The 25,663-nt window shown below is 41.3% G+C and carries 21 protein-coding genes, 2 pseudogenes and 1 riboswitch; of the genes and pseudogenes, 20 read left to right on the top strand and 3 right to left on the bottom strand.

Features of this window, described 5'->3' with window-relative positions; translation table 11 throughout:
* The first annotated feature begins 311 nt into the window (after window positions 1-311).
* Window positions 312-1,838, top strand: coding sequence for a methyl-accepting chemotaxis protein (locus OCV43_RS09850; RefSeq protein ID WP_262623992.1), 1,527 nt, complete (start codon window positions 312-314; stop codon window positions 1,836-1,838).
* A gap of 46 nt (window positions 1,839-1,884) precedes the next feature.
* Entirely contained in the window at window positions 1,885-3,576 is a 1,692-nt protein-coding gene (locus tag OCV43_RS09845; RefSeq protein ID WP_262623991.1) for an EAL domain-containing protein, read from the top strand.
* 51 nt (window positions 3,577-3,627) lie between these two features.
* Here OCV43_RS09845 and OCV43_RS09840 read toward each other — a convergent pair.
* Window positions 3,628-3,928: pseudogene (locus tag OCV43_RS09840) on the bottom strand (flavodoxin family protein).
* A 237-nt stretch (window positions 3,929-4,165) separates the two neighbouring features.
* Between OCV43_RS09840 and OCV43_RS09835 the strand changes: the two are divergent.
* The 11 genes and pseudogenes from OCV43_RS09835 (at window position 4,166) to OCV43_RS09790 (ending at window position 15,045) form a co-directional block, all read left to right on the top strand.
* Window positions 4,166-5,848, top strand: a complete 1,683-nt coding sequence (locus OCV43_RS09835) for a GGDEF domain-containing protein (RefSeq protein WP_262623990.1) — start codon at window positions 4,166-4,168, stop codon at window positions 5,846-5,848.
* A gap of 332 nt (window positions 5,849-6,180) precedes the next feature.
* Window positions 6,181-6,636 (top strand): thioredoxin-dependent thiol peroxidase, encoded by a 456-nt coding sequence (gene bcp / locus OCV43_RS09830; RefSeq protein ID WP_005604299.1) that lies wholly within the window; start codon window positions 6,181-6,183, stop codon window positions 6,634-6,636.
* A complete protein-coding gene (gene yaaA / locus OCV43_RS09825) occupies window positions 6,636-7,385 on the top strand; it encodes a peroxide stress protein YaaA (RefSeq protein ID WP_262623989.1) in 750 nt (249 codons plus the stop codon). The genes bcp and yaaA overlap by 1 nt, the downstream gene beginning before the upstream one ends.
* A gap of 129 nt (window positions 7,386-7,514) precedes the next feature.
* Window positions 7,515-7,904: a Fur family transcriptional regulator gene (locus OCV43_RS09820; RefSeq protein ID WP_118639247.1), complete on the top strand. Its 390-nt coding sequence runs from the start codon at window positions 7,515-7,517 to the stop codon at window positions 7,902-7,904.
* Between the two features lie 23 nt (window positions 7,905-7,927).
* Window positions 7,928-8,470, top strand: a complete 543-nt coding sequence (gene rbr / locus OCV43_RS09815) for a rubrerythrin (RefSeq protein ID WP_117947600.1) — start codon at window positions 7,928-7,930, stop codon at window positions 8,468-8,470.
* 27 nt (window positions 8,471-8,497) lie between these two features.
* Window positions 8,498-9,442, top strand: coding sequence for an L-lactate dehydrogenase (locus tag OCV43_RS09810; protein ID WP_117841718.1), 945 nt, complete (start codon window positions 8,498-8,500; stop codon window positions 9,440-9,442).
* A 27-nt stretch (window positions 9,443-9,469) separates the two neighbouring features.
* The gene (locus tag OCV43_RS09805) at window positions 9,470-9,844 is read left to right on the top strand and encodes a desulfoferrodoxin family protein (protein ID WP_023920586.1); all 375 of its coding nucleotides are present in this window, start codon (window positions 9,470-9,472) and stop codon (window positions 9,842-9,844) included.
* An 8-nt stretch (window positions 9,845-9,852) separates the two neighbouring features.
* Window positions 9,853-11,112, top strand: a complete 1,260-nt coding sequence (locus tag OCV43_RS09800) for an HD-GYP domain-containing protein (protein ID WP_416906624.1) — start codon at window positions 9,853-9,855, stop codon at window positions 11,110-11,112.
* A pseudogene (locus tag OCV43_RS14030) lies at window positions 11,099-11,299 on the top strand (hemerythrin domain-containing protein); the annotation flags it as partial. The gene OCV43_RS09800 and the pseudogene OCV43_RS14030, both read left to right, overlap by 14 nt.
* Before the next feature lie 345 nt (window positions 11,300-11,644).
* Window positions 11,645-12,277 carry an NUDIX domain-containing protein gene (locus tag OCV43_RS09795; RefSeq protein WP_262623987.1) on the top strand — a complete coding sequence of 211 codons (633 nt, stop codon included), beginning with the start codon at window positions 11,645-11,647 and terminating at the stop codon, window positions 12,275-12,277.
* Window positions 12,274-15,045, top strand: a complete 2,772-nt coding sequence (locus OCV43_RS09790; protein ID WP_262623986.1) for a DEAD/DEAH box helicase family protein — start codon at window positions 12,274-12,276, stop codon at window positions 15,043-15,045. Before OCV43_RS09795 ends, OCV43_RS09790 begins: the two co-directional genes overlap by 4 nt.
* Here the strand turns inward: OCV43_RS09790 and OCV43_RS09785 are convergent.
* Window positions 15,042-15,905 carry a type II CAAX endopeptidase family protein gene (locus tag OCV43_RS09785; RefSeq protein WP_262623985.1) on the bottom strand — a complete coding sequence of 288 codons (864 nt, stop codon included), beginning with the start codon at window positions 15,903-15,905 and terminating at the stop codon, window positions 15,042-15,044. The two genes, OCV43_RS09790 and OCV43_RS09785, sit on opposite strands and share 4 nt — an antisense overlap.
* A 247-nt stretch (window positions 15,906-16,152) precedes the next feature.
* Between OCV43_RS09785 and OCV43_RS09780 the strand changes: the two genes are divergently transcribed.
* The 5 genes from OCV43_RS09780 to pflA all read left to right on the top strand — a co-directional run bounded on the left by OCV43_RS09780 (window position 16,153) and on the right by pflA (window position 21,880).
* Window positions 16,153-16,950, top strand: coding sequence for a transporter substrate-binding domain-containing protein (locus OCV43_RS09780; protein WP_262623984.1), 798 nt, complete (start codon window positions 16,153-16,155; stop codon window positions 16,948-16,950).
* Between the two features lie 20 nt (window positions 16,951-16,970).
* Window positions 16,971-17,657, top strand: coding sequence for an amino acid ABC transporter permease (locus tag OCV43_RS09775; protein ID WP_227700414.1), 687 nt, complete (start codon window positions 16,971-16,973; stop codon window positions 17,655-17,657).
* Window positions 17,647-18,387, top strand: coding sequence for an amino acid ABC transporter ATP-binding protein (locus OCV43_RS09770; RefSeq protein WP_022242706.1), 741 nt, complete (start codon window positions 17,647-17,649; stop codon window positions 18,385-18,387). The genes OCV43_RS09775 and OCV43_RS09770 overlap by 11 nt, the downstream gene beginning before the upstream one ends.
* Window positions 18,388-18,470: 83 nt before the next feature.
* Window positions 18,471-18,550: riboswitch (ZMP/ZTP riboswitch) on the top strand.
* 195 nt (window positions 18,551-18,745) lie between these two features.
* On the top strand, window positions 18,746-20,998 hold the full coding sequence (gene pflB, locus OCV43_RS09765; RefSeq protein WP_262623983.1) for a formate C-acetyltransferase: 2,253 nt from the start codon (window positions 18,746-18,748) through the stop codon (window positions 20,996-20,998).
* Window positions 20,999-21,145: 147 nt separating this feature from the next.
* On the top strand, window positions 21,146-21,880 hold the full coding sequence (gene pflA, locus OCV43_RS09760; protein WP_227710852.1) for a pyruvate formate-lyase-activating protein: 735 nt from the start codon (window positions 21,146-21,148) through the stop codon (window positions 21,878-21,880).
* 46 nt (window positions 21,881-21,926) lie between these two features.
* On the opposite strand, the gene OCV43_RS09755 is transcribed toward pflA, so the two are convergent.
* Window positions 21,927-22,739: a MerR family transcriptional regulator gene (locus OCV43_RS09755; protein WP_262623982.1), complete on the bottom strand. Its 813-nt coding sequence runs from the start codon at window positions 22,737-22,739 to the stop codon at window positions 21,927-21,929.
* A gap of 78 nt (window positions 22,740-22,817) precedes the next feature.
* On the opposite strand from OCV43_RS09755, the gene OCV43_RS09750 reads away from it, so the two are divergent.
* Both OCV43_RS09750 and OCV43_RS09745 read left to right on the top strand, forming a co-directional pair.
* Window positions 22,818-24,143 carry an MATE family efflux transporter gene (locus OCV43_RS09750; RefSeq protein WP_262623981.1) on the top strand — a complete coding sequence of 442 codons (1,326 nt, stop codon included), beginning with the start codon at window positions 22,818-22,820 and terminating at the stop codon, window positions 24,141-24,143.
* Between the two features lie 104 nt (window positions 24,144-24,247).
* Window positions 24,248-25,663 carry an MBOAT family O-acyltransferase gene (locus OCV43_RS09745; protein WP_117841725.1) on the top strand — a complete coding sequence of 472 codons (1,416 nt, stop codon included), beginning with the start codon at window positions 24,248-24,250 and terminating at the stop codon, window positions 25,661-25,663.

Raw genomic sequence — 25,663 nt, 5'->3', positions numbered from 1 at the left:
TGCTCGGATTGGAACAAATACCTTCAAATGAGGTTGTTATACTACCATCATTACTTAATTACGGTTGTAAAAAAATAAGCTAAAAAGAAATATCCACTTGTAAGGACAATCTTATAAGTGGATATATTTTTACTGATATTTTTCAAAGTAAAGGTAACGATTTGTTACTTTAGATATGAAAAATTACCGTAGAAAATAATTTAATGCTATTTTTAATAGATTTTTCCAATAAAGTATGCTATTTTAGTTCTATATATGGATAAACAAATGTGATAAAAGATCAATAATTTACAAAGGAAGAGAAAACTATCATGGTGACTGCGAAATACAGAATCAAACAGTATCAGCATCTGGTAGAATCAGATGATGCAGTCATGAACTCCTGCGAAGAAGAAATCCAGAAGCTGGAGAGTCAGATCCAGGATACCAGTGTGAATCTGGATGCAATCATGTCCGCAGACAGTGATGCTCAAAAAGGACAGGATGATTACAAAGCAGCAAGCGCTGCATGGGAAACATACAGAACTGCTTCAGATGAAATCCTGAAGTTGAGCCGTGAGGGTAAACAGCAGGAAGCATCGAAGCTGATGACCGGAGAGGTGTATGAAGAATATAAAGCTTTTGCTGAAAAATTAACTATATTACGTGACGAGTTCCAGGCAGAATTAGATCAGGCAAAGACCATGGCCAATGTATGCACCATCATCATATTTGTCGTGATCGTGGCAACAGGTCTTGCGATTGCTGTAGTGACGACACTGATCGGAAAGATCATTACCAATTCCATTACCGAGCCGGTAGAACAGATAGAGGCAGCAGTTGCCAGCCTGCGTAAGGGCGAACTGTCTAATGTAGAAATGCTTACCTATGAGTCTGAGGATGAGCTTGGCGATACCATCAGAAATCTGAAAGAAGCCATGGGTATTCTGGCAGATTATGTCAGCGAGATCTCTGTGGAGGTAAAGGCAATAGCGCAGGGTGACCTGACCAGAAATGGTGATGATATTACAGATTTCCTAGGCGATTTCTCGGAATTGAAGTCATCACTGCTGTATATTCTGAAACGGTTTAACAGTACCCTGACCGAGATCAGCAATCTGGCAGAACAGGTATCATCGAATTCATCCGAGGTGGAAAATGCATCAAAATCCCTGGCGGACGGTGCAACAGAGCAGGCAGGAGTCATCGAGGAATTGAATGCCACCATTGATACGGTCGTGGATCTGGCGGCAAATACGGCGAAGGAAACACAGAGTGCATCTGCACGTGTAAAAGCCTCTGCAAATAAAGCGAATGAAGAAAAAGAAAAAATGAACGATCTGCTGAAGGAAATGGAGCACATTACAGAAATCTCCAAGGAGATTGGTAATATTATCACAGATATCGAGGATATTGCATCCCAGACCAATCTGTTATCCCTGAATGCTTCCATTGAAGCTGCCAGAGCAGGAGAAGCAGGAAGAGGATTTGCAGTAGTGGCAGATCAGATCGGCAAGCTGGCAGCAGACAGTGCAAAATCTGCTGTAAATACAAGAGATCTGATCGATAAGACCTTAGTGGAAATCGAAAAGGGCAATATGATTACAAGAACAACAGCAGAATCATTCAATCAGATCATTGCAGATATGGAGTCTTTTGCAGAGCTTGCAGAGAACACCATGGAGAAAGCCAACTCCCAGGCAGAGTCCTTGGAGCAGATTGGCCAGGGAATTGAACAGCTGTCCGGCGTAGTACAGGGCAATGCTGCATCCTCCGAAGAGAATACTGCAATCAGTATTAATCTGGCAGAGGGAGCATCCAAGATGCATGACCGTGTGAATATCTTTAAGCTATTCTAGAAAATGGCAGGAATAGAGTGAAGTTGTCGGAAGGAAGGTTCTTGTTGTGATTAATGATATATTTAGAGTGTTTGGAGAGCAGACAGCAGAAATCTTATTTGAGATCATTACAGGATGTATGGATGATTACCTGTATATATTTGATTTGCAGAATAATACCTTTGAGATTTCACAGTCAGCTGTGAAACGGTTTAATATGTCGAAAAATGTTCTGACAGATGCTGCAAATGAAGTTATGAAGGTAGTATATGAGGAAGACCGCAGGATGCTTGCAAAGCATCTTGCGGATATATGCGAAGGAAGAGAAAATGTACATAATCTTCATTACAGGTGGCTTGATAAAGAAGGTATGCCAGTCTGGATTAACTGCCGTGGTATCGTGATCGTTGATCAGCAGGGAAAGGCAGAGTATCTGGTTGGGTGTCTGAATGAGACTGGCAACAGGAGAAGAGCCGATAATGTCACAGGACTGCTTGGCGGGCCGGAATTCCTTGCTTACCTGCGTGCACAAAAGGAACCCATTTCCAAGGGTTTTTTTATGCATATAGGAATTGATGATTTCGGAGCAATCAATAGTTCCAGAGGAGCGGATTATGGTAACTATATTTTAAAAAGTGTTGCCGACTGCATGGAGAGCTGTCTTTCTGATAATCAAAGGCTTTACCATCTGGTTGCGGATCAGTATGTGATCGTGGATCTGGAAGCTTCTTCCTCCGAAGACGCTGTGGTACTGAAAGAAAAGATCACAGATAAACTTTATAATTTCATAGTAGCCGAAAATTATGAAGCTATATTTTCTATTTCTATTGGTGTTATAGATGCAGCAACATTTTGTGAGGGAACCGAAGAATGCCGTAAAAAGTTTGAATTTGCCTTGAAACAGGCAAAAAGCATGGGTAAAAATGGATTCTATATTTTTGACCAGGATGACTATGAGGTCTTTTTACGAAAAGGAAGAATCATAGCAACACTTCGTAATGCTATTGTGAACCATTATGATGGCTTTGAAGTATACTACCAGCCGATCGTGGACTGTCAGTCCGAACAGATCATTGGAGCAGAGGCACTGATGCGTTTTTCCATGATAACGGAAGAAGGGCGGGAGTTTGTTTCACCAATGGAGTTTATCCCATTATTGGAAGAGACCGGATTGATCATTCCCGCTGGAAGATATATTTTGAACGAAGCTGCAGCAATGTGCTGTGAAATGCAGAAATATATTCCTGACTTCCGGATGAATGTAAATGTATCCTATGTTCAGATTCTGCAAGGCAATGTGGAGCGGGATATTCTGGATGCAATTCAAAAATATTCATTACAGCCGGAATGCTTATGTGTTGAAATGACAGAAAGCGGATTTATGGATATGACACCTTCGTTCTGTAAATTTCGTAAAACTCTGGACAAGAATGGGATTCCCTTTGTGGTCGATGATTTTGGAACAGGATATTCGAATCTTCATTGTATCCGTGATATGAATCCAAGTTACGTGAAAATGGATAGGGATTTTACTGCCAAGGCGATGAACAGTGCGAGGGATTATGAATTATATAAAAATATCATCCCAATGGTACATAGTATTAACGTCAGGATATGCGCAGAAGGCATCGAGGAAAAAGAATGGCTTCTGAAAATGAAAGAAATGAAGGTTGATTATCTGCAGGGATATTATTTTGGAAGACCATGTGGAAAGAAACAGTTTCTACAGCAATATGTCAGTGGCATCAATGTTAAATAAAGAGAGTAAGGCAGACTCAGATATGTGGGGCTGCCTTATTTTATGGTCTTATCAGAAGGATGAGTTCCTAACGGCTTGTCTGAGTCTCTCCAGGTCATCTGCATCAGGGTGAGACAATGCACAGTCAAAATTCTGGATCAATACATCAAGATTTGCCGGATGATCGGGAGCATCCTTCATTTTCAAGTAGCGTTCCCGGACAGACTGTGGCATTCTGCCCTGACACATATACTCTCCGACGATAACATTACTCACATTCATCCTGAGGTAATGCCTCGTGGATCGCATCAGCCAGCACCTTGGTATTACCTGTTAAGCTGCTATAAACGATGGAATATTTTTTATTCTTCATATCATGTTGTCTCCTTTCATAGGATCATGAAATTATCATATCGCATTCCTATTTTAGTTCGGAAAGCATGATTTGTCGAATGAATTTTCCATAAACATTTTACAGAGCGAAAGGGATAGTTGCTTTTCCTGCCGCTTGTGATAAACTTGTTCATAAGTGGGGGAAAGATCATGGACAGAACCCCGATAAGGGAATAAAAGCCGGGCTGTCCCGGTATCATTTAATGAAGTAGAAAAGTTGACAGAAGAGAAATATACAATCCGAAAGTATAAAAGAATTTTATTTTATGTGGTGATATGTGTGCTGCTTGCGGCATTCCTTTTGGGACAATATATTTACCCAAGTGAAAGGGAAACGGTCACGGAGGAAAGCATTACTTATACCGGAACCTTTTACCGGGTGCTGGCAGACGGAACCAAAGAGGAAATCCCGGTTCCGGGCAAATGTGATGTGCCTGCCGGAGAGCCTCTGGTCATCCGGTCAGTGCTCCCACAGGATTATCATGAAAATACGATCGCCATCAGGTCCTCTCTGGAGAATGTGCGCATTTACATCGGTGGGGAACTGAGGGCGGTGTATGATACGGAGAATACCAGACCTTTTGGGAAAAATTCTGCCAGTGGGTATGTGTTCTGCGAGACATCCGGCGAGGATGCGGGGCAGGAAGTGCGGATTGAACTGCAGTCCTTTACCGACAAGTATTCCGGTGTCGTCAACACGGTATATTGTGGGGACAAATCAGATATCTGGGCATATATGCTCCACTGCTATTTTATGGTAACTCTGATCGCCTGCGCCATGCTGTTTGCCGGACTGGTCGTGCTGATCATCAGTCTGGTGCTTGATATTATATATAAGACAAGATTTGATCTGGAGTACCTGGGATGGTGCATGATTCTGGGAGCAGTGTGGATGCTGGGAGAATCGAAGCTGCGTCAGCTGTTCGTTTCCAATGCTTCTATTCTGTCGAATATGTGCTTCTTCGTTGTGATGCTCTGTCCGGTTCCGCTCATGTTCTATATTGACAGTGTGCAGCAGGGAAGGTACCGGAAGGTCTATCATGTGGCAGAGTGTATCACCTGTGTGAACTTTGTACTATGCACATCCTTACAGCTACTGAATATCGCAGATTTTATCTCGACAATGTTCTTGTCCCACCTAGTGATTGTAGGAACGTTCCTGACAATATTTATCACCATTTGCCGGGATCTCATCAAGGGAACGGCAAAACATTACAAGCTTCCGCTGATCGGACTGGTAGTTGCCATGATTGCAGTCATGCTGGAGGTGACAGAGGTGTATCGAGTGGTGTCAATGTCAGGGATTTTTATCGCAACCGGACTGGTGGTCCTGCTGGTCGTTACGCTGATCCAGACAATGGACCGCATCCGCGAGCTGGAGCTGGCCAGGCAGAGAGAGGCCAGGGAAAGCCTGGATTATCTGACAGGTCTTCCTATGCGTCATAAGGGTGAAAAGCTGATCCTTGAGAAAATGCAGGAGCATGATGGCTGTCTGGGATTTGTCGATATGGATAATCTTAAGAAGATCAACGATGTCTATGGACATAAGGCGGGGGATCGTGCTCTCAGGCTGGTAGGAGCAATGCTCACAGAGTGCATGGAGAACGCAGTGGTCTGCCGGCTGGGAGGAGATGAATTCCTGTTCTATCTGCCGGAGGCATCAGAAGAAGAGATGAACATGCGGATGAGAAAGCTGTTTGAAAGCTTTGGTGCGGCAAAAAATCTCACGGCAGAGACTTCACCGGCATCCCTGTCCTGCGGTCTGTGCATGTGCAGACAGGGAGGAAACTTTGAAGAATATTATATGAGAGCGGACAAGGCATTGTATTATGTCAAACAGAATGGTAAGAACAGTTACCGGTTTTATGAGAAGCTTGAGGAACAGCAGACGGATGCATAGGCCAGAAAAAATGACCTGGAGGCAATCACCGGAGCATCATCCTTGCGTGAAGCCATCAAACGATTCTGGACCTTCCGTGTTCCATGGGGATGGACATACATGTGGTGAGCATGGATGTGGAAACCATAGCTGTCATTAAGAAGAATAAAAAAATACAACACGAAAGGATGTGTCAAGGTAATGCAAGAATTATCGTGATACATCCTTTTGTATTTGGATTGATTATTTTTCTTTCCCTGCTTGTCGGAAGTAATGGATGGAATGTATAATATTGTTAATGATCCAGAGATATTTATTTTGGAAACAGCTTAATCAATTTGGAGGTATAAAATATGTTAGAAGTAGGAAAAAAAGCACCGGACTTTGAATTGCCGGATCAGAATGGAGAAATGCATAAATTAAGCGATTATGCAGGAAAAAAAGTGATCCTATATTTTTATCCAAAGGATAATACACCAGGATGTACGAAGCAGGCATGTGGCTTTTCTGAGCGTTATCCACAGTTTACTGAGAAGGGAGCTGTTATTCTCGGAGTAAGCAAGGACTCTGTAGCGTCTCACAAGAGATTTGAAGAAAAATATGGACTGGCATTTACGCTATTAGCAGATCCGGAGCGTAAAGTTATTGAAGCATATGATGTCTGGAAAGAAAAGAAAAATTATGGAAAAGTATCTATGGGTGTAGTAAGAACTACATATCTTATTGATGAGCAGGGAATCATTATAAAGGCAAATGATAAAGTCAAGGCGGCAGATGATCCTGAAAATATGCTTAAGGAATTGGCATAATGAAGATTATTTTATCACCTGCAAAAAAGATGATTGTAGATACCGATAACTTAGCACCGGTTAAACTGCCTGTCTATATTGATAAGACAGCAGAAGTATTAAACTGGATGAAAAGCAAATCAAAAGAAGAACTGAAAGCTATCTGGAAATGTAATGACAAGATTGCAGAGCAGAACTTTAACAGATTGGAAAATATGGATCTTTATAACAGGCTTACTCCGGCTGTTTTAGCATATGAAGGGATTGCATTTCAATATATGGCACCATCTGTGTTTGAAATCCAGCAGTTTGAGTATTTGCAAAATCATTTAAGAATCTTGTCTGCGTTTTATGGCATTTTAAAACCAATGGATGGTGTGACTCCTTATCGTCTTGAAATGCAGGCAAAGGTTGGAATTGGAGATGCAAAAAATCTGTATGAGTACTGGGGAGAATTGTTATACCGCGCAGTAATCGATGACAGTAGGATTATCATTAATCTTGCATCAAAAGAATACTCAAAATGTATAGAAAAGTATCTGACACCACAGGACAGATATATTACGATTGTATTTTGTGAGTTATCCGGAGATAAATTGGTAACAAAAGGTACCTATGCCAAGATGGCTCGTGGTGAAATGGTCAGATTCATAGCGGAAAATAATATTGAAAATCCGGCGGAGATTCAGAAATTTGACAGACTCGGATATTCGTTTAGGTCTGATTTATCTTCAGATTCAGAATATGTATTTGAACGCAAAATAAAATAGTTATTCAGGTAAAAGATGCTCAGTTTGGCATCTTTTATGATAATGAGAATTATTACTATTTTTTTATTGACAACAGGATAATAGTGACATATAATCCTTATTAAGAACTAATCCTAATAAGGAGGACAAATGACAAGTAGGAGAAATACCATTCAAAAAGATCTTGTAAGAAATGCCGTATACGAAATGAGAAGACACGTTACGGCAAATGAAGTGTATGAATTTATAAAAGAAGCATATCCAACAATTGGAAAAGGAACTGTATATAGAAATCTTGATATATTGGTAGAGGAAGGTGCATTAAGAAAGGTTGAAGTTCCGGATGGACCGAACCGATTTGATTTTACATTGAAAAATCATTACCATGTAAGATGTATAAAGTGCGGTGAAATTTTTGATGTGGATATGGATCAAATACCGGATTTGCTGGAAAGAATTCATAACACTCATGGAATTGAATTTGTGGATTATGATATTTCATTTAAAGGCATTTGCCAAAAATGCAGGGAGAAAAAGTAGTAAAGAAAATGGAGGTAAAAGAGATGGCAGCAAACAAATATGCAGGAACACAGACAGAGAAGAATTTACAGGAGGCATTTGCAGGGGAATCACAGGCAAGAAATAAGTATACCTATTTTGCTTCTGTAGCGAAAAAGGAAGGTTACGAGCAGATGTCAGCATTGTTTTTAAAGACTGCAGATAATGAGAAAGAACATGCAAAGATGTGGTTCAAGGAATTAGCAGGAATTGGTGATACAAAGGAAAACCTGGCGGCAGCGGCAGAAGGCGAAAATTATGAGTGGACAGATATGTATGAAGGCTTTGCTAAAACAGCTGAGGAAGAAGGATTCCCTGAGCTTGCAGCAAAATTCAGGGCAGTAGGTGAGATTGAGAAGCACCATGAGGAAAGATATCGTGCACTTCTTAAGAATATTGAAACTGCACAGGTATTTGAAAAGAGCGAAGTTAAGGTATGGGAATGCCGTAACTGCGGACATATTGTGGTAGGAACTAAGGCGCCTGAAGTATGTCCGGTATGTAATCATCCACAGAGCTATTTTGAAGTACATGAAGAGAATTATTAAGGAGATGAGATTATTACGAAGAAGAAAGTGATTAATTCAAAAAAAGCAGTAATGATAGGCTGTGGCTTTGTTGGTTCTGCATCGGTATTTGCTCTGATGCAGAGTGGCTTGTTTACAGAGATTGTCCTTATCGATGCAGATAAGAACAAGGCAGAAGGAGAAGCGATGGATATCAGTCATGGTATTCCATTTGCGAGTCCGATGAAAATATATGCCGGAGATTATGATGATGTGGCTGATGCTGCAATTGTTGTCATATCTGCCGGAGCGGGACAGAAACCGGGAGAGACAAGGCTTGATCTCGTAAATAAAAATGTAGCAATATTTAAGTCAATCATTCCTGAAATAGCAAAGAGAAATTTTGCAGGTATCATGCTTGTAGTTGCGAATCCGGTAGATATCCTGACTCAGGTAGCCATAAAGTTATCAGGACTTCCAGAAAACAGGGTTATTGGATCGGGTACTGTGTTAGATAGTGCCAGATTAAGATATAAGCTTGGTGAGCATTTATCTGTGGACAGCAGGAGTGTTCATGCATTTATAGTAGGTGAGCATGGAGACAGCGAAGTTGTAGCATGGTCATCAGCCAATGTATCTGGTGTTCCATTAAGTGAAATGTGTGAAATGCGTGGACATTACAAGCACAAGGAAAACACGGCAGAAATAGCTACAGCAGTCAAGAACAGTGCTTATGAGATTATAAACAAAAAGCACGCTACATATTATGGAATTGCAATGTCTGTAAAAAGAATCTGCGAAGTGATTATGAGAGATGAAAAATCAATACTTCCTGTATCACACATGATGCATGGAGTATATGATATTGACGGAGTATCGTTAAGTATGCCAGCTATTGTAGGTGCAGATGGTATTGAGTCTGATATACCTATTAATTTAAGTGGCGAGGAAGCGTTAAAGCTTAAGGAATCTGCAGATTCATTGAAAAAGATTATGGAGACAATTGAATTATAAATTTTACACATGGAAGGAGAAAAAGGCATGGAAGTAAGATATTATATTTGTAAGCATTGTGGAAACATTGTTGAAAAGGTAAAGGATAAGGGTGTACCTGTAATTTGTTGCGGAGAACCTATGCAGGAATTAAAAGCCGGAGTGACAGATGCTGCTGTCGAGAAGCATGTACCTGTATATACGATAGAAGGCAGTCATGTTCATGTCGTGGTCGGAGAGACAAAACATCCAATGCTTGAAGAGCATTTTATTGAGTGGATTACATTAAATACAAACCAGGGAATATATAGAAAACAGTTAAATCCAGGGCAGGAGCCGGTAGCAGATTTTTGTCTTTGCGATGGTGAACAGGTAGAAGAAGTATATGCATATTGTAACCTGCATGGATTATGGAAATGCTAGAAGCATAAATGTATTATGATAGGATTATACCAATGAAAGAAGAACTAAGTATAGATATCATCGGACTTGCAGGAGCCTGTTCTTATGCGTTGGACTGTATAGAAGCAGAGTTGGTAAATATTAAAAACAAACATGGAAAAAGAGTGGCTTATATAAGTATATGCATGGCTGAATATTGGAAAATTCAAGGTGATGAATTACAAGATTTAGCCATGTGTGCTTTACTGCATGATAATGCTTTGACACAATATATTTCGGAAGAACTGAAAAAGGATTCCGTCATTCATTGTAAAAAAGATTTATCCGAGAAAAAAACAAATCTTCATTGTATTTATGGAGAAAAAAATATTACTAAAATTCCATTTAAAACAGATGTGTCAAATGTGATTTTGTATCATCATGAACATGCCGATGGAACTGGTCCTTTTCAAAAAAAGTGGAATGAAATTCCGTTGTTTGCAAGGATTATTCATCTTGCAGATACAATTGATATTATAGGAAATAACACGGGAACTGGAAATAACAGTTGGAATTTTATATGTCAGTTTCTTTTGAAAAATAAGGATGGATTATTCGATTCAGAATGTGTGAATGCCTTTTTTCATGCATTCACACATTCTGAATCATTTATATGTTTAAGTGATAATTCTTTTGAAATGAAGCTATGGGAGATTATCCCAAGACAAAAACGGGTTTTTGATTGGAAAACGTGTAAAAATGTCGCAGATTTTTTTGCAAAGATTGTAGATTATAAATCTTCTTTTACAAGCAGACATTCTATAGGAGTGGCTGAAAAAGCAGCTTTTTTTGCTCAATATATCGGATATGATTCTATTAATGTGCAAAAAATGTATCTGGCTGGTGCACTGCATGATATTGGGAAGATGGCAGTAGGCAATGAAATTTTGGAAAAACCGGATAAGCTTACGGATGATGAATTTTCAAAAATGAAGAATCATGCTGGCTATACATACCTTATATTATCAGAGGTTAATGATTTTGAAGAAATACGAGACTGGGCAGCTTTCCATCATGAAAAATTAAATGGAAAAGGGTATCCTTTTGGAAAAACCGCAGCTGAATTAAATGAGCCGGAACGTATTATGGCATGTATTGATATTTATCAGGCATTAACCGAGGACAGACCATATAAGAAAGGTTTATCGCACGAAAAAACGTGTGAGATGCTCAATGACATGGCGCAGAAAGGTTTTGTTGATTCTGATATTTCCAGGAAAATTAGGGAATGTTTTGGTGGAATCTATTAATTATAAGAAGATATTTACACAGAAAGTTCAACATCAGGAATTTATACATAAACTTGATGAATTTATGGAACATCACAATGATGAGGTAGAAGATCAAGATGAACAGATTATGGGAATTTTAAAATATCTCACAGAGTGGTTAGTTAATCACATTCTGTATGTCGATGGTCAAATTCCAAAAGGCTGATATAGTAAGAAAGGCTGTTATTTTTCAGAGTAGCAGCTTTTTTATTTTGAATATAAAATATGACACATACACTTGACAATATGCATACGTAGAAGAAACGCATCAAGTGCTTGCTAAGCGAAACTTTGTGCTGGCAGTAAGAGGAGGTATCTTTGGTGATAAACCAACTGCTTACTATGACTTTGGAGAGTAGAAAGCGACAAGATAGCTGTTTATTGGATGAAATAGGACATTTCTTCCCCAAAACAGTATGTTTATGGTATACTAGCTATTAGTAATGCGATTTCAACCGACATTACATATTATGATGAGAAATTAATACAAAGGACTATTCTTTCACAGCTTATGATGCAGGTGCAGGGCAGTGCTGCCCGGGTAAATGGTGAAGGTACCTATACGGACAGCAGAGACCATGGTAAACAGTTTTCAGTGGGCAGATTAGGTAACTTTGACAAGAGCGAGGAAACGAAAATGACGGAAAGTAAGATACTTCTGGTATTAGATAAAAAGGATTATGAGGATGGCATGCCGGTATTTGAAAGAAAGTGCGTCCGGGCAATCATAGAAAAGAATGGAAAAATTGCAGTCCAGCGCGGCAGGGCAGGGGACTGCAAAATATTAGGCGGCGGCATGGATGGTGAGGAAGATTTTGAAATGGCACTCTCCAGAGAAGTATTAGAAGAGGGCGGATTGATATTATGCCCGGGAAGTATGCAGCTGTTGGGCGAGATAGAAGAAAAACGCCGTGATTTATTTGAAACAGATAAAATATATCACTGTCACACCTATTTCTTTGCCTGCACAGTTGAGGAGAGAACAACAGAACCGCATATGACAGAAAGCGAGAAGGCAAAAGGCTATCATCTGGAATGGATGACATCGGAAGAGATTGTAAAAGCAAATGAGCCATTTTCGAAGGAACCGTGGATATATCGCGATACTGCATTTATTAAAATGTTGATGGAGGGAAATTTATGAACACAGGATATGAGGGAATCCTGCAATTTCGGGGAAAGTGGAGAGATTATCAGGAAAGAGTACTCTTACATGCACAGCAGTATTTGAAGGATGGAAAGATACATATTGTGGCAGCACCGGGTTCCGGCAAGACTACACTTGGAATAGAACTGATTCGGAGGCTGGGAGCACCCTGCCTTATTTTTTCACCCAGCATTACCATCCGCCAGCAATGGCTGATGCGTATACAGGAGGGCTTCTTAACCGAAGAGGCAGATCCGCAGGAAATATTATCCAATAATTTGAAACAGATGAAACAGATGACTGCAACGACTTATCAGGCATTGTACAGTGCCATGAAGCGGGAGCAGGGCACACTGGAAGAGGACAGCGGGGAAGCGGCAGAGGAAGATGCAGCAGCCAGTGAAGCGGTGGATGGAGTAGATGCGGCAGACAGTAAAGTGGCAGCCGGCGGAGTGACAGAAGAAGCAGATGGAGAGAAGGAAACGGAGCAGGTTGACTACCGGGATTTCGATATTTTTAAGGCAGTAAAGGAAGCTGGTATTACAACAATTTGTCTGGATGAGGCACATCACCTTCGCAGTGAGTGGTGGAAGGCACTGGAGACTTTCTTAGACAAGCTGCCGGATGTGAAAATCATTGCATTGACAGCAACACCACCTTATGACAGTACACCAGCACAGTGGAAGCGTTATATCGATATGTGCGGACCGATTGATGAAGAAATCTTTACACCGGAACTGGTAAGAGAAGGAAGTCTCTGTCCGCATCAGGACTACGTTTATTTTAACTGGCCGACAAGAGAAGAGGAAGCATATGTCAGGGAGCATCAGAAGCGGATGCAGATGCAGGTGCAGAAAATGATGGCAGATGAGACATTGCGAAGAATCGTATCTTCCCATCAGGGGCTTATGCATCCGGAAGAATACAGTGAGCGGTTCTTAGATAAACCGGAGTATTTTACAGCGCTGCTGGTATACTGCCAGGCAAAAGGGATTCCATTTTCTGGTTATTTAAGGAAGCTCATCGGGACAAAGGGAAAACTGCCGGGGATGGATGCACACTGGATGGAAGTGTTACTGCAGGGTGTTCTTTATGAGGACAGAGAATCCTATACCATGATGGAAGCAGAGCGGGAAAGCCTGCTGCAGGAATTAAAAGAGGCAGGAGCCATCTACCGGAACAAGGTTGCACTGCGGGATAATGAAGCCATTAAAAAGGTACTTATGAAAAGCCAGGGAAAGATGGAGAGCATCCATACCATTGTGCAGGCTGAGTATGAGGCACTGGAAAATGATTTACGCCTTCTGGTTCTCTGCGATTATATTAAGAAAGACAAATTGCCGGAGATTGGAAGTAAAGATACACTGGTCACAGAGCTTGGTGCAGTGCCGATTTTTGAATATTTAAGGCGGCAGAACATGGCTGGAATCCGTCTTGGTGTGCTGAGTGGAACAGTGATAATAGTTCCAATGGAAGTCGAAGCAAAACTTCCGGAATTGCTGGCACAGTATGGCTGCAGCGGAACGTTAAATCCACTGGGAGATACCGGATACGGACAGCTTATGATAAAGGGAAAGAGCACCCACACCGTAGCTGTTGTGACGGAGTTATTCCGCCAGGGAGAGATTCATACATTGATTGGAACCAAGTCATTGCTGGGAGAAGGCTGGGATGCACCGTGCATCAATTCCCTGATACTGGCAACCTATGTAGGGTCTTTTATGCTGAGTAACCAGATGCGTGGAAGAGCAATCCGTACCGACAGAGAGCAGCCGGATAAGACCGGAAACATCTGGCATCTTGCCTGCATTTTTCCAAAAGAGCGAGGACAGCAGAGTAATACTGATGCAGAGGGCGATTATGAAATGTTGGAACGCCGGTTTGAATCATTTTTAGGAGTATCCTGCAGGGAAGATGTAATCGAAAGCGGAATCGGTCGGCTGGACATTCCAAAGATAACATCAAAATATGAGGTAGATAAAGCAAACCGCATGATGCTTGAGCGTGCAAAGGACAGAAATGCATTGAGGCAGCGATGGAACCAGTCCTTACAGGAAGTGCGAAATCAGATGGAAATAGAACAGATAGATGAAATTGCAGCAAAAGAAATAGAAACCGGATATATCTTTATTAATGCGGTCTGTATAGAAATCATACAGGTGATACTTGCAATACTCTTAATGAGTGGAAGAATGATGGCACAGAAGCTTGGTAATCATCCGGCTTTCCTGTTACTTGGAATTGCGCTGTTAGCCGCATTTGCCGGAATTGTCTATCAGGGGATACGTCTGTTTAAATTCAGCACCCCGGCAAGACGGATGAAACAGCTTAGCGAAGCAATGCTAGATGCATTGAGGGAATGCGGGGAATTAGAGGATGGTGCCCATTGCAGGACAGAAGTAGAATCCTTTAATGGATTTGTGGTAGGTACCTGGCTTAAAGGTGGAACCACCAGAGATAAGACAACCTATTCTGCCTGCATGGAAGAATTGTGGGGTGTTATTGATAACCCAAGGTATCTTCTTATCCGGGAAAAAATCTTTGGCACATCAAGAGAGTGTTACAGTGTCCCGGAAATATTCGGAAGACAAAAGGAGCGTGCCCTGATTTTTGAAAAGCATATGAAAAGGGCTCTTGGACCATACCATGTGGTATATACAAGAACCCCGGAAGGACGAAAATTATTATTAAAAGAGCGGACACGCTCCTTTGTAAATCAAAACCAGAGCCTTTTGCAGGGAAAGAAAATTGCAAAAGGATATTAAGAATAATAAGAATTTTCAATTTTGGGATATTTTTTATTTACTCCAAAGAAAAAGAGGAACAGTCCTGCAACCAGTAGTCCGGCACCAACAAAGAACCACAGGAAGAAGAACGGAACGGTATCTGCTTTATACATAAACCAGTCCGGGGAGAAGGTTCCCCAGATGTTAAAGAGGATATGGAAAAGCATGGAAGGATAAATGCTGCGGCTTTTCTCGCAGATAAATCCAAGAACAATTCCTACCACAAAAGCATAAACACCCTGAATCATATTCATATGGAACACACCAAAGAGCAGTGCCTGCAAGAAGTTAGCAACCCAGAAAGGCATTGCTCTTTTTGCATATTTCAAAGTCAGTCCACGGAAAATCAGTTCTTCACAGACAGGTCCAATCAGAACGGAATAGAGAACCAGAATCAGGGAAGGCTCATCCAGTCCCACCGATTCTACCAGGTTACTGTAATATTCCAGCCAGTGCGGGTTAATGGCTGCGGTAAAAGATACAATGTAATTGGTAATATACTGTAATCCTACTGCAGTAATAAGAATGCCGAAGATAACCGGAATATTAAATGGTTTCCGTACATTTTCCGGTTCTGTCGGCCGGAACTTTTTATAATACCAGCAGGCAAATACCACAAGGGCAACAGTACCGTAGGCTGCACTGACACCGGCATTAAAATTGGCGGTGGAAATAATATTTAAAAATGCATCCATACAGTCATCGATAGAAGTTGCCCCTTTGGTATAAAAACCACCCAGCAGAGCAAGCCCTACTGCCGGAATGGAGATAAGCTGCTGCAGGCCAAATGCCAGCAGAGCCGGAAGAAAACAGAACATAATTCTGCCAAATCGCTTCATGAAAAAACCTCCTCAAGTATCATCGCTTTTCTTGGCACATTATAACAATTATGAAGCGAATATGCAAACTACTGAGGTACCGCCTGTTTAAAAATACATGGAAAAATGTATTTTTAAATGCAGATAAATACTCTCCGGGTACTTGTGAAATAGGCGGAATCATGCTATACTAGGCGTTATGTTGATATATTTTATGATGTTGTATGAAATATAAATTCACATAATTATAATCAGAGGAGGAATAAATATGAAGAACATGAAGAAATTTGCAGCACTTTTATTAACTGCAGCAATGACAGTAGCAATGGTAGGATGTGGCTCATCTGTAGCTGCAAACACAGTAAATTCCAAGGATGACCTTCCGGGAAAGAAAATCGGTGTTCAGCTTGGAACAACCGGAGATGCCGATGCAACAGCATATGAGGACGAAGGAAGCACCGTAGAGCGTTACAACAAAGGTTCTGATGCAATCCAGGCATTAAAGACCGGTAAGATCGACTGTGTAATCATCGACAAGCAGCCAGCAGAGGCATTTGTTGAGAAGAATGATGACTTGAAAATCTTAGATGACACCTTTGATGCAGAGGAATATGCAATCTGTATCGCAAAAGATAATACAGATTTAACAGACGAATTCAACAAAGCAATCGAAGAGTTAAAAGCAGATGGAACAATCGATACTATCATCAGCAACTATATTGGTGATGAAACAGGAGAGCATCCATATGAGACTCCGGAGGGAACAGAATATCCAAACGGAAAACTTACCATGGCAACCAATGCGCAGTTTGAGCCATACGAATATTATGATGGTGACAACGTAGTTGGTATCGATGCAGATATCGCAAAAGCAATCTGTGACAAGCTTGGTTATGATTTAGAGATTGAAGATATGGAATTTGATGCAATCATCGCAGCAGTATCTTCCGGTAAAGCAGATTTTGGTGCAGCAGGAATGACTGTAAAAGAAGACCGTCTTAAGAACATTGACTTTACAGATACTTATGCAACAGCAAGCCAGGTTATTGTAGTAAGAAATAAATAATCGGTATAGGAGGAAAGACCTTGAGCGATTTTTTAAGCAGCTTTCAACAGGATTTTATAGAGAAAGACAGATATCTTTATCTGTTACGTGGTCTTGGCAATACACTGCTTATTGCAGTGCTTGCAGTACTTCTGGGTATTGTGGTTGGATTTTTAGTCGCAATTATCCGTTCCACCCATGATAAACATGGTGGATTAAATGTTTTGAATTTTATATGTAAAATGTATCTTACCATATGGCGTGGAACCCCTACGATGGTACAGCTTTTGATTATGTACTATATTATTCTGGTTGCACTCGATAATAAGATTGCAGTGGCTGTAATCGCTTTTGGTTTGAATTCGGCTGCCTATGTAGCAGAGATTGTACGTTCCGGAATCATGTCTGTAGACGAAGGACAGTTTGAAGCTGGACGAAGCCTCGGATTGAATTATTCGCAGACCATGCGTCTGATTATACTGCCACAGGCATTTAAGAATGTACTTCCTGCTCTGGCAAATGAGTTTATTACTTTACTGAAAGAGACTTCCATCAGTGGATATATTGCAATCCCGGATTTGACAAAGGGCGGCGATATCATCCGTAGCCAGACTTATGACCCATTCTTACCATTGTTCGGGGTTGCAATTATCTACCTGATAATCGTTATGATTTTAACGGCTGGTGTACATAAACTGGAAACGAGGTTGAGAACAAATGAGCGATAAGAAGGTATTGATTGAAGTAAAGGATTTGTGTAAATCCTTTGGAAATGTAAATGTATTAAATGGTATCTCCACAGAAATCGCCCAGGGAGAGGTAGTAGCCATCATCGGACCATCCGGTTGTGGTAAATCCACATTCTTACGTTCCTTAAATCTTTTAGAGGAACCGACTTCCGGTGTGATTACTTTTGAAGGAACAGATATCACGGATAAATCCGTAGACATCAACAAGATGCGTCAGAAGATTGGAATGGTATTCCAGCAGTTCAATCTGTTCCCAAATTATACCGTAAAAGGAAATATCATGCTGGCACCGGTTCAGACCGGACTTATGAATAAGGAAGAGGCATCTAAGCGTGCGGACGAGCTTTTGATGAGAGTCGGACTGTCTGATAAAGCAGATACCTATCCCGCAATGCTTTCCGGTGGACAGAAACAGCGTATTGCAATTGCAAGAGCACTGGCAATGAATCCGGATGTCATGTTATTTGACGAGCCGACTTCCGCACTGGATCCGGAAATGGTAGGAGAAGTTCTTGAAATTATGAAAGAACTGGCACAGGACGGAATGACCATGGTAGTGGTAACGCACGAAATGGGATTTGCAAGAGAAGTGGCAAGCCGTGTCATGTTTATCAATGAAGGACAGATTCAGGAAGAGAATACACCGGCAGAATTCTTCGCCAATCCACAGAATCCGCGTCTTTGCGACTTCCTTTCCAAAGTATTGTAGCGAAAGAACAGATAAAACGGAAAAAATAGTTGATAAAAAGTTTTCACAAGCTATTGCAATCAGAAAAGAAATAGTCTATGATAAAACCGTTATATGACTGACGGATAAGTGGAAAAACCACATGAAGTATAACGAAAACGAGCCGACCGTCTGGGCGATGAACCTGGAGGACTGGCTCGTTTTCTTTTGTGTATGTTATTTTGAACATCAAAAGATATTGACAAAAAAATAATGGTCAGTATATACTAACTACAGTTAAACAAGACTAATTCAAGCCGATGAATAAAAAGTCTGTTGACAGTAAATTTAGTAACCATTCAGTGTTCATACTGAATACATTTTTTAGGAGGATATCGTAATGATTGAAATGAAAGAGTGGGATGGATTCGAAGGACGTCTCTGGAAAGAGGAAATCAATGTTCGTCAGTTTATTCAGGACAACTACACTCCATATGATGGAGATGAGAGCTTTTTAGCTGAGCCGACAGATGCAACCAACAAGCTATGGGGGGCACTTCAGAAATTACAGAAAGAAGAGCGTGCCAAGGGCGGCGTTCTTGATATGGAGACAGAGGTTGTAACCGGAATTACAGCTTATGGTCCGGGATATATTGATGAAAATTTAAAAGATTTAGAGCAGGTAGTTGGTCTTCAGACTGATAAACCATTAAAGAGAGCTTTCATGCCATATGGTGGAATCAAGATGGCTGTTCAGGCATGTGAGACCTACGGTTATGAAGTAAATGATAAATTAAAAGAAATTTTCACCAAGTATCATAAGACACACAATACAGCAGTATTTGATGCTTATACACCGGAAATGATGAAGGTTCGTCATGCTAAGATTTTAACAGGTCTTCCGGATACCTACGGTCGTGGACGTATTGTAGGTGATTACCGCCGTGTAGCATTATACGGACTGGATTACTTAATCGCTGAGAAGAAGAAAGACAAAGCCAACTGCGGATGCGGACAGATGACAGATGATGTCATCCGTTTAAGAGAAGAAATTGCAGAGCAGATTAAATGTCTGGAAGACATGAAGAAACTGGCTGAGATTTACGGATATGATATTTCAAGACCTGCAACCAATGCAAAAGAGGCTGTTCAGTGGTTATACTTCGGATACCTTGCAGCAATCAAGACACAGAACGGTGCAGCAATGTCAGTAGGACGTGTTTCTACTTTCCTTGATATTTATATTAAGAGAGATATGGATAAGGGAATTCTTACCGAGCAGCAGGCTCAGGAGCTGATTGACCATTTCACAATGAAACTTCGTATGGTTAAATTCGCACGTATTCCTTCTTATAACCAGTTATTCTCCGGTGACCCTGTATGGGCAACCCTTGATGTAGCAGGAACAGGTGTAGACGGACGTTCCATGGTAACCAGGACAGACTTCCGTTTCCTTCATACTTTAGAGAATATGGGACCGGCACCGGAACCAAACCTTACTGTATTCTATTCATCCAGACTGCCACAGACCTTCCGTGATTATGCAGCACGTATCTCGATTGAAACAAGCTCAATCCAGTATGAAAACGATGATGCAATGAAACCGGTATGGGGCGATGATTATGCAATCTGCTGCTGTGTATCTGCTACACAGACAGGTAAAGAGATGCAGTTCTTCGGCGCTCGTGCAAACCTTGCAAAATGTCTGCTTTACGCAATCAACGGTGGTGTTGATGAGAAATCAGGCGAGCAGGTAGGACCAAACTACGCACCAATTACAGCGGAATATCTTGACTATGATGAAGTAATGGCAAAATATGACAAGATGATGGACTGGTTAGTAGACATCTATGTAAATACACTGAACCTGATTCAGTATATGCATGATAAATATTACTATGAAGCAGCAGAGCTTTCTCTGATGGATACCGACTTAAAGAGAACCTTTGCAACCGGTATTGCAGGATTTTCACATGTTATTGATTCTCTTTCTGCAATCAAATATGCAAAAGTAAAAGTCGTACGTGATGAGAACGGACTTGCAAAAGACTTCGAAATCGAAGGAGACTTCCCGAAGTACGGAAATGATGATGACCGTGCAGATGAAATCGGAGTATGGCTGCTTAAGACTTTCATGGATAAATTAAAGAAACATCATACTTATCGTGATTCTGAGCCTACAACTTCTATCCTTACCATTACTTCTAACGTAGTATATGGTAAAGCAACCGGAGCTATGCCGGATGGACGTAAAGCCGGCGAACCGCTTTCACCGGGAGCTAACCCATCTTACGGTGCAGAACAGAACGGACTTTTAGCTTCCTTAAACTCTCTGACCAAGCTTCCATATGAGTGGGCATTAGATGGTATTTCAAATACACAGACTATCAATCCGGACGCACTTGGAAACAACGAGCAGGAAAGAATCGATAACCTTGTAAATGTAATGGACGGATACTTTGACCAGGGTGCTCATCATCTGAATGTCAATGTATTTGGCAAAGAAAAGCTTATTGATGCAATGGAGCATCCGGAGAAAGAAGAGTATGCAAACTTCACAATCCGTGTATCCGGCTATGCAGTTAAGTTCATCGACCTGACAAAAGAGCAGCAGCTTGATGTTATTGCCCGTACCTGTCATGAGCGTATGTAATTTAAGACAGTAACCGAACTGCGGGGAGCATACGATTTTTCCGCGATTCAGGTAAAGCAGAATGTGCAGGCTTAATGAAAAAAAGCCTGCACATTTTTATCATAGGTTGTTAAGCAGCTGTAAGTATTTTGGTGTATAGGAGGCAATATGAGTGAAATAAAAGGACGCATCCATTCCGTAGAAAGCTTTGGCTCGGCAGACGGGCCGGGTGTAAGATATATTGTATTTTTAAAAGGCTGTAACATGAGATGTCAGTACTGCCATAACCCGGATACCTGGGCGAAAGATGGCGGAGAGCTGATGACACCGGAAGAAGTGTTAAAAAAGGCACTTCGCTATAAAACATATTGGAAAGAAAAGGGCGGAATCACCGTAAGCGGTGGAGAGGCTCTTTTACAGATAGATTTTGTAACAGAACTGTTCCGGCTGGCAAAAGAAAAAGGGGTAAATACCTGTCTCGATACCTCCGGCAATCCATTTTCCATGGAAGAACCATTTAAAAGTAAATTTGATAAGCTGATGAAATATACAGACCTCTTTATGTTAGACATTAAGCATATGGATGATGCGACACACCGGAAACTCACCGGACAGACGAATCAGAATATTTTGGAAATGGCAGCTTATTTATCAGACCATGGCAAAGCAATGTGGATCCGCCATGTGCTGGTGCCGGGTATTACAACAGAAGAGGACGAGCTTTACCGCTTAAGAAGTTTTCTTGATACCCTTAAGACAGTAGAGCGGGTGGAAGTGCTGCCATATCATACCTTAGGCGTTTTTAAATGGAAGGAACTTGGAATTCCATACCAGTTAGAAGGCGTAGACCCGCCTACAAAGGAGCAGATAGACCGGGCAAAAGAGATTCTCGGGGCACTGTAAAATAGATAAGCAAATGTAGAGGAAAATGAAACTGTAATGCTGCTTTTTAGATTCTGACGATAATGCGGGTAAGATATTCACTTCGTTTATCCGTCATGGTAGCGTTAATCAATTCTTCTTCATAGAATCTGCCATCGGATGAAGCAATCTGGTGCTGCTTCATGTAGCTGCGCAGCCTGTCATAGGCAAGTGAAATATCATCCCAGTCTCCCAGGTGATAGGCGGCGAGACATTTAGAAGCCGGAAGAATCCGGTAAGGCATTTTCTTGGGAGGGGTCTGCATGGCAAGGCATACCTCGTGATAAAGATTATGGGCACCCCGGGCAAGGTCACGTTCCATCTGGATATAAAGCACTGTAAAACCGGTAGTTTCCTTACTTTCATAATAGGAGTTCAGAAGTTCACTGACTTTTACGGAGATGGTCTTATCATCGGAAGAACTGATAGGGTGTGCTGCAATATAAAATCCTGGCAGAGAGACTTCTTCAATGATATCCGGATTTATAGTCAGGCTGGTTTTAATTCGTTTCTGCTGTCTTTGAATCCACTTCTGTTTTTCTTTTAATGCACGAATCTGCTGTTCGATGACAGCGTTTTCTTTCGTAAGAAGTGTGGCATAATTTTCCGGGCTTCGGTGTTCCATGTATTCTTTAATTTCCGGCAGAGGCATGCCAAGTTCCCGCAGCGTGATAATGGCATCTAACACATCCATCTGGCGGACGGTGTAGTAGCGGTAGTCATTGCCCCCTCTTGCTTCGGGTGAAAAAATGCCAAGCTGGTCGTAGTGAAACAGTGTATTTTTTGTAGTGCCCATCATCCGGGCAACTTCTCCGGTGGTCAGATATTCATTTCTACTCATTAAAAAAATCTCCTTGACTATATGGTTGCCATATAGTTTATGATAGCAAATAGTGATTCATAAGACAAGGAGGTTATCATGTCGAATTCATTAAATCAGAACTTTAAAACATTATCCTTATTGAAATTTGCATTGCCATCTATGATTATGATGGTATTTATGTCATTGTATACAATCATAGATGGAATCTTTGTGTCAAGACTGATAGGAGAAAGCGCTCTTTCTGCAGTCAATATTGTATGGCCGGTTATTTGTATTCTCATTGCAATCGGTGTTATGTTAGCAACCGGTGGAAGTGCAGTGGTAGCAAGAAAAATGGGTGAGGGAGATGAAAAGGGAGCATGTGAGAACTTTACTTTTCTTGCAGTGGTAGGAGTTGCTGTAAGCCTGGTGCTGCTGGTTATTGTATTACTTTTTCATAAACCGATTGTATATGCATTAGGAGCAGACGACTCTTTATTCGAAAATGGGAAAACATATCTTATTGATATGATGTATTTTGGACCGTGCTGTATTTTGCAGAGTTTATTTCAGTGCTTCTTTGTGACTGCAGGAAAACCTGCATATGGACTCGGACTGATTACTGCCGGAGGTGTAGCCAATGCAATCTTAGATTATGTCTTTATGGGGCCAATGCAGCTCGGCATTGCCGGAGCAGCTATTGCAACAGGCATCGGACAGATGATTCCTGCGGTAGTGGGAGTCATCTATTTCCTGGTGAAAAGAAAAGGACTTCATTTTACCCGCTTCCATTGGGATGGAAAAGCATTGTGGCAGTCCTGCACCAACGGTTCTTCCGAGATGGTAACGAACCTTTCCAATGCAGTAATTACATACCTTTTTAATATTATTCTGATGCGTATGGTTGGAGCGGACGGGGTAGCTGCAATTACCATTATTTTATACGGACAGTTTTTATTCAATGCGCTGTATCTTGGATTTTCCATGGGTGTGGCACCGGTTATCAGCTTCCAGTACGGAGCAAAGAACAGTGAAAAATTAAGTAACGTTTACCATATCAGCAACCGGTTTGTAAAAATATCCTCCGGTTTTATGGCGGTGGCATCCATCCTTCTGGCGAAGCCGATTACATCAGTATTTGTCTCAGAAAGCAGTCATACCTTTGCAATGACAGTTACGGGATTTGCATTGTTTGGCATCAACTATCTTTTCAGCGGCTATAACGTATTTACCTCTTCGCTGTTCACGGCACTTTCTGATGGAAAAACATCTGCACTGGTATCCTTCAGCAGAACCTTTGTCTGTATTCTGGCCTCTTTACTGATTCTGCCGCAAATTATCGGATTAAAGGGAGTCTGGCTGGCAGTTCCGGTGGCAGAATTTGTGACATCAGGACTTTCTTTTTACTGTCAGAGAAGAAATTTATCGAAATACGGAATTTAAGAAACTTTTTTTTATCTGGAACGTCTAATCTATAAAGAGTATAATGAATGGTAAAGAATGAATGGATAATACTATTTTAAGATAGTAAAGAGAGGATACGAAAGATGGTTTTTAGCAGCATAGCATTTATCATGTATTTTATGCCGGTATTTTTTCTGGTTTATTATATCCTGCCGGCTTCTTATAAGAATGCCTGGCTTTTCCTTGCCAGCCTTGGTTTTTATTACTATGGTGTCAGGGGAAATCCGGGTTATCTTTTACTTATGATTATGTCTGTGGTGGTCAATTTCGTGGCTGGAAAACTGATTGAAGCACAGAAGACGAAGCGGGCGAGGAAAGCCTGGCTTGTGGTTGGAATCGTCTATGATTTAGGATGGCTCATTCTGTTTAAATATCTGGGCTTTCTTATAGAGAATCTGAATGCCCTTTTTGGTGCAATGCACGTTAAGGTACAGCTGGAAACATGGAATCTGATTCTGCCGATTGGAATCAGCTTTTATACGTTCCAGATTATTTCCTATCTGGTGGACGTGTACCGGAGGGAAACAAAAGCGGAAAAATCGTTGATTTCACTGGGAACGTATCTTTGCATGTTCCCGCAGTTAATTGCAGGACCGATTGTCAATTACCATCTGATTCAGGAACAGCTTCATAAGAGAAAACATTCCATGGTAAAGGTGGAATCCGGACTAAAGGTATTTGCACTGGGACTTGCTTATAAAGTATTGCTGGCAAACCGGGTGGGACATCTTTGGACAGAGGTGACAGCAATCGGTTATGAGAGCATTTCCACACCGCTGGCATGGATGAGCATTGTGGCATACAGCCTGCAGTTATATTTTGACTTCTATGGGTATTCCCTGATGGCAATCGGACTGGGGCGGATGATGGGCTTTGACTTCCCACAGAACTTTAACAATCCGTATATGGCAGTGTCCATGACGGATTTCTGGCGCCGCTGGCATATGACACTGGGTGGCTGGTTCCGGGAATATGTATACATTCCGCTGGGCGGCAACCGCGGTGGTTTTGCAAAGACCGTCCGCAATATGTTTGTGGTATGGCTTCTGACAGGGCTCTGGCATGGCGCAAGCTGGAACTTTGTACTGTGGGGACTTTTGCTTTTTGTCTTATTATTCGTGGAAAAAGCCGGACTTGGAAAAGTGCTGGAACGGCATAAGGCGCTTGGTCATATTTATATGATACTCTGGATACCGCTTTCCTGGCTGGTCTTTGTGATTACGGATTTAAGCCAGCTTGGCATTTATTTACAGAAATTATTTCCATTCTTTGGCAGTACCGGAACGGTATTGTTTCAGGGAGATTATCTGAAATATGGTAAGACCTATGGCATTTATCTGGTGCTTGGTATCCTGTTTGCAACAGGTGTTCAGGAGAAACTCCTTAAGAAGAATAAGAACCGCCTCTGGGTGATCTTACTGCTGCTGGCATTATTCTGGGCGAGTGTATATTGTATGTATCTTGGAATGGATGATCCATTCTTATACTTCAGATTCTAG

The organism is Roseburia amylophila (assembly GCF_025567465.1).
Lineage (GTDB): Bacteria > Bacillota > Clostridia > Lachnospirales > Lachnospiraceae > Roseburia_C > Roseburia_C amylophila.
This window is presented reverse-complemented; position numbering and strand designations above follow the sequence as displayed.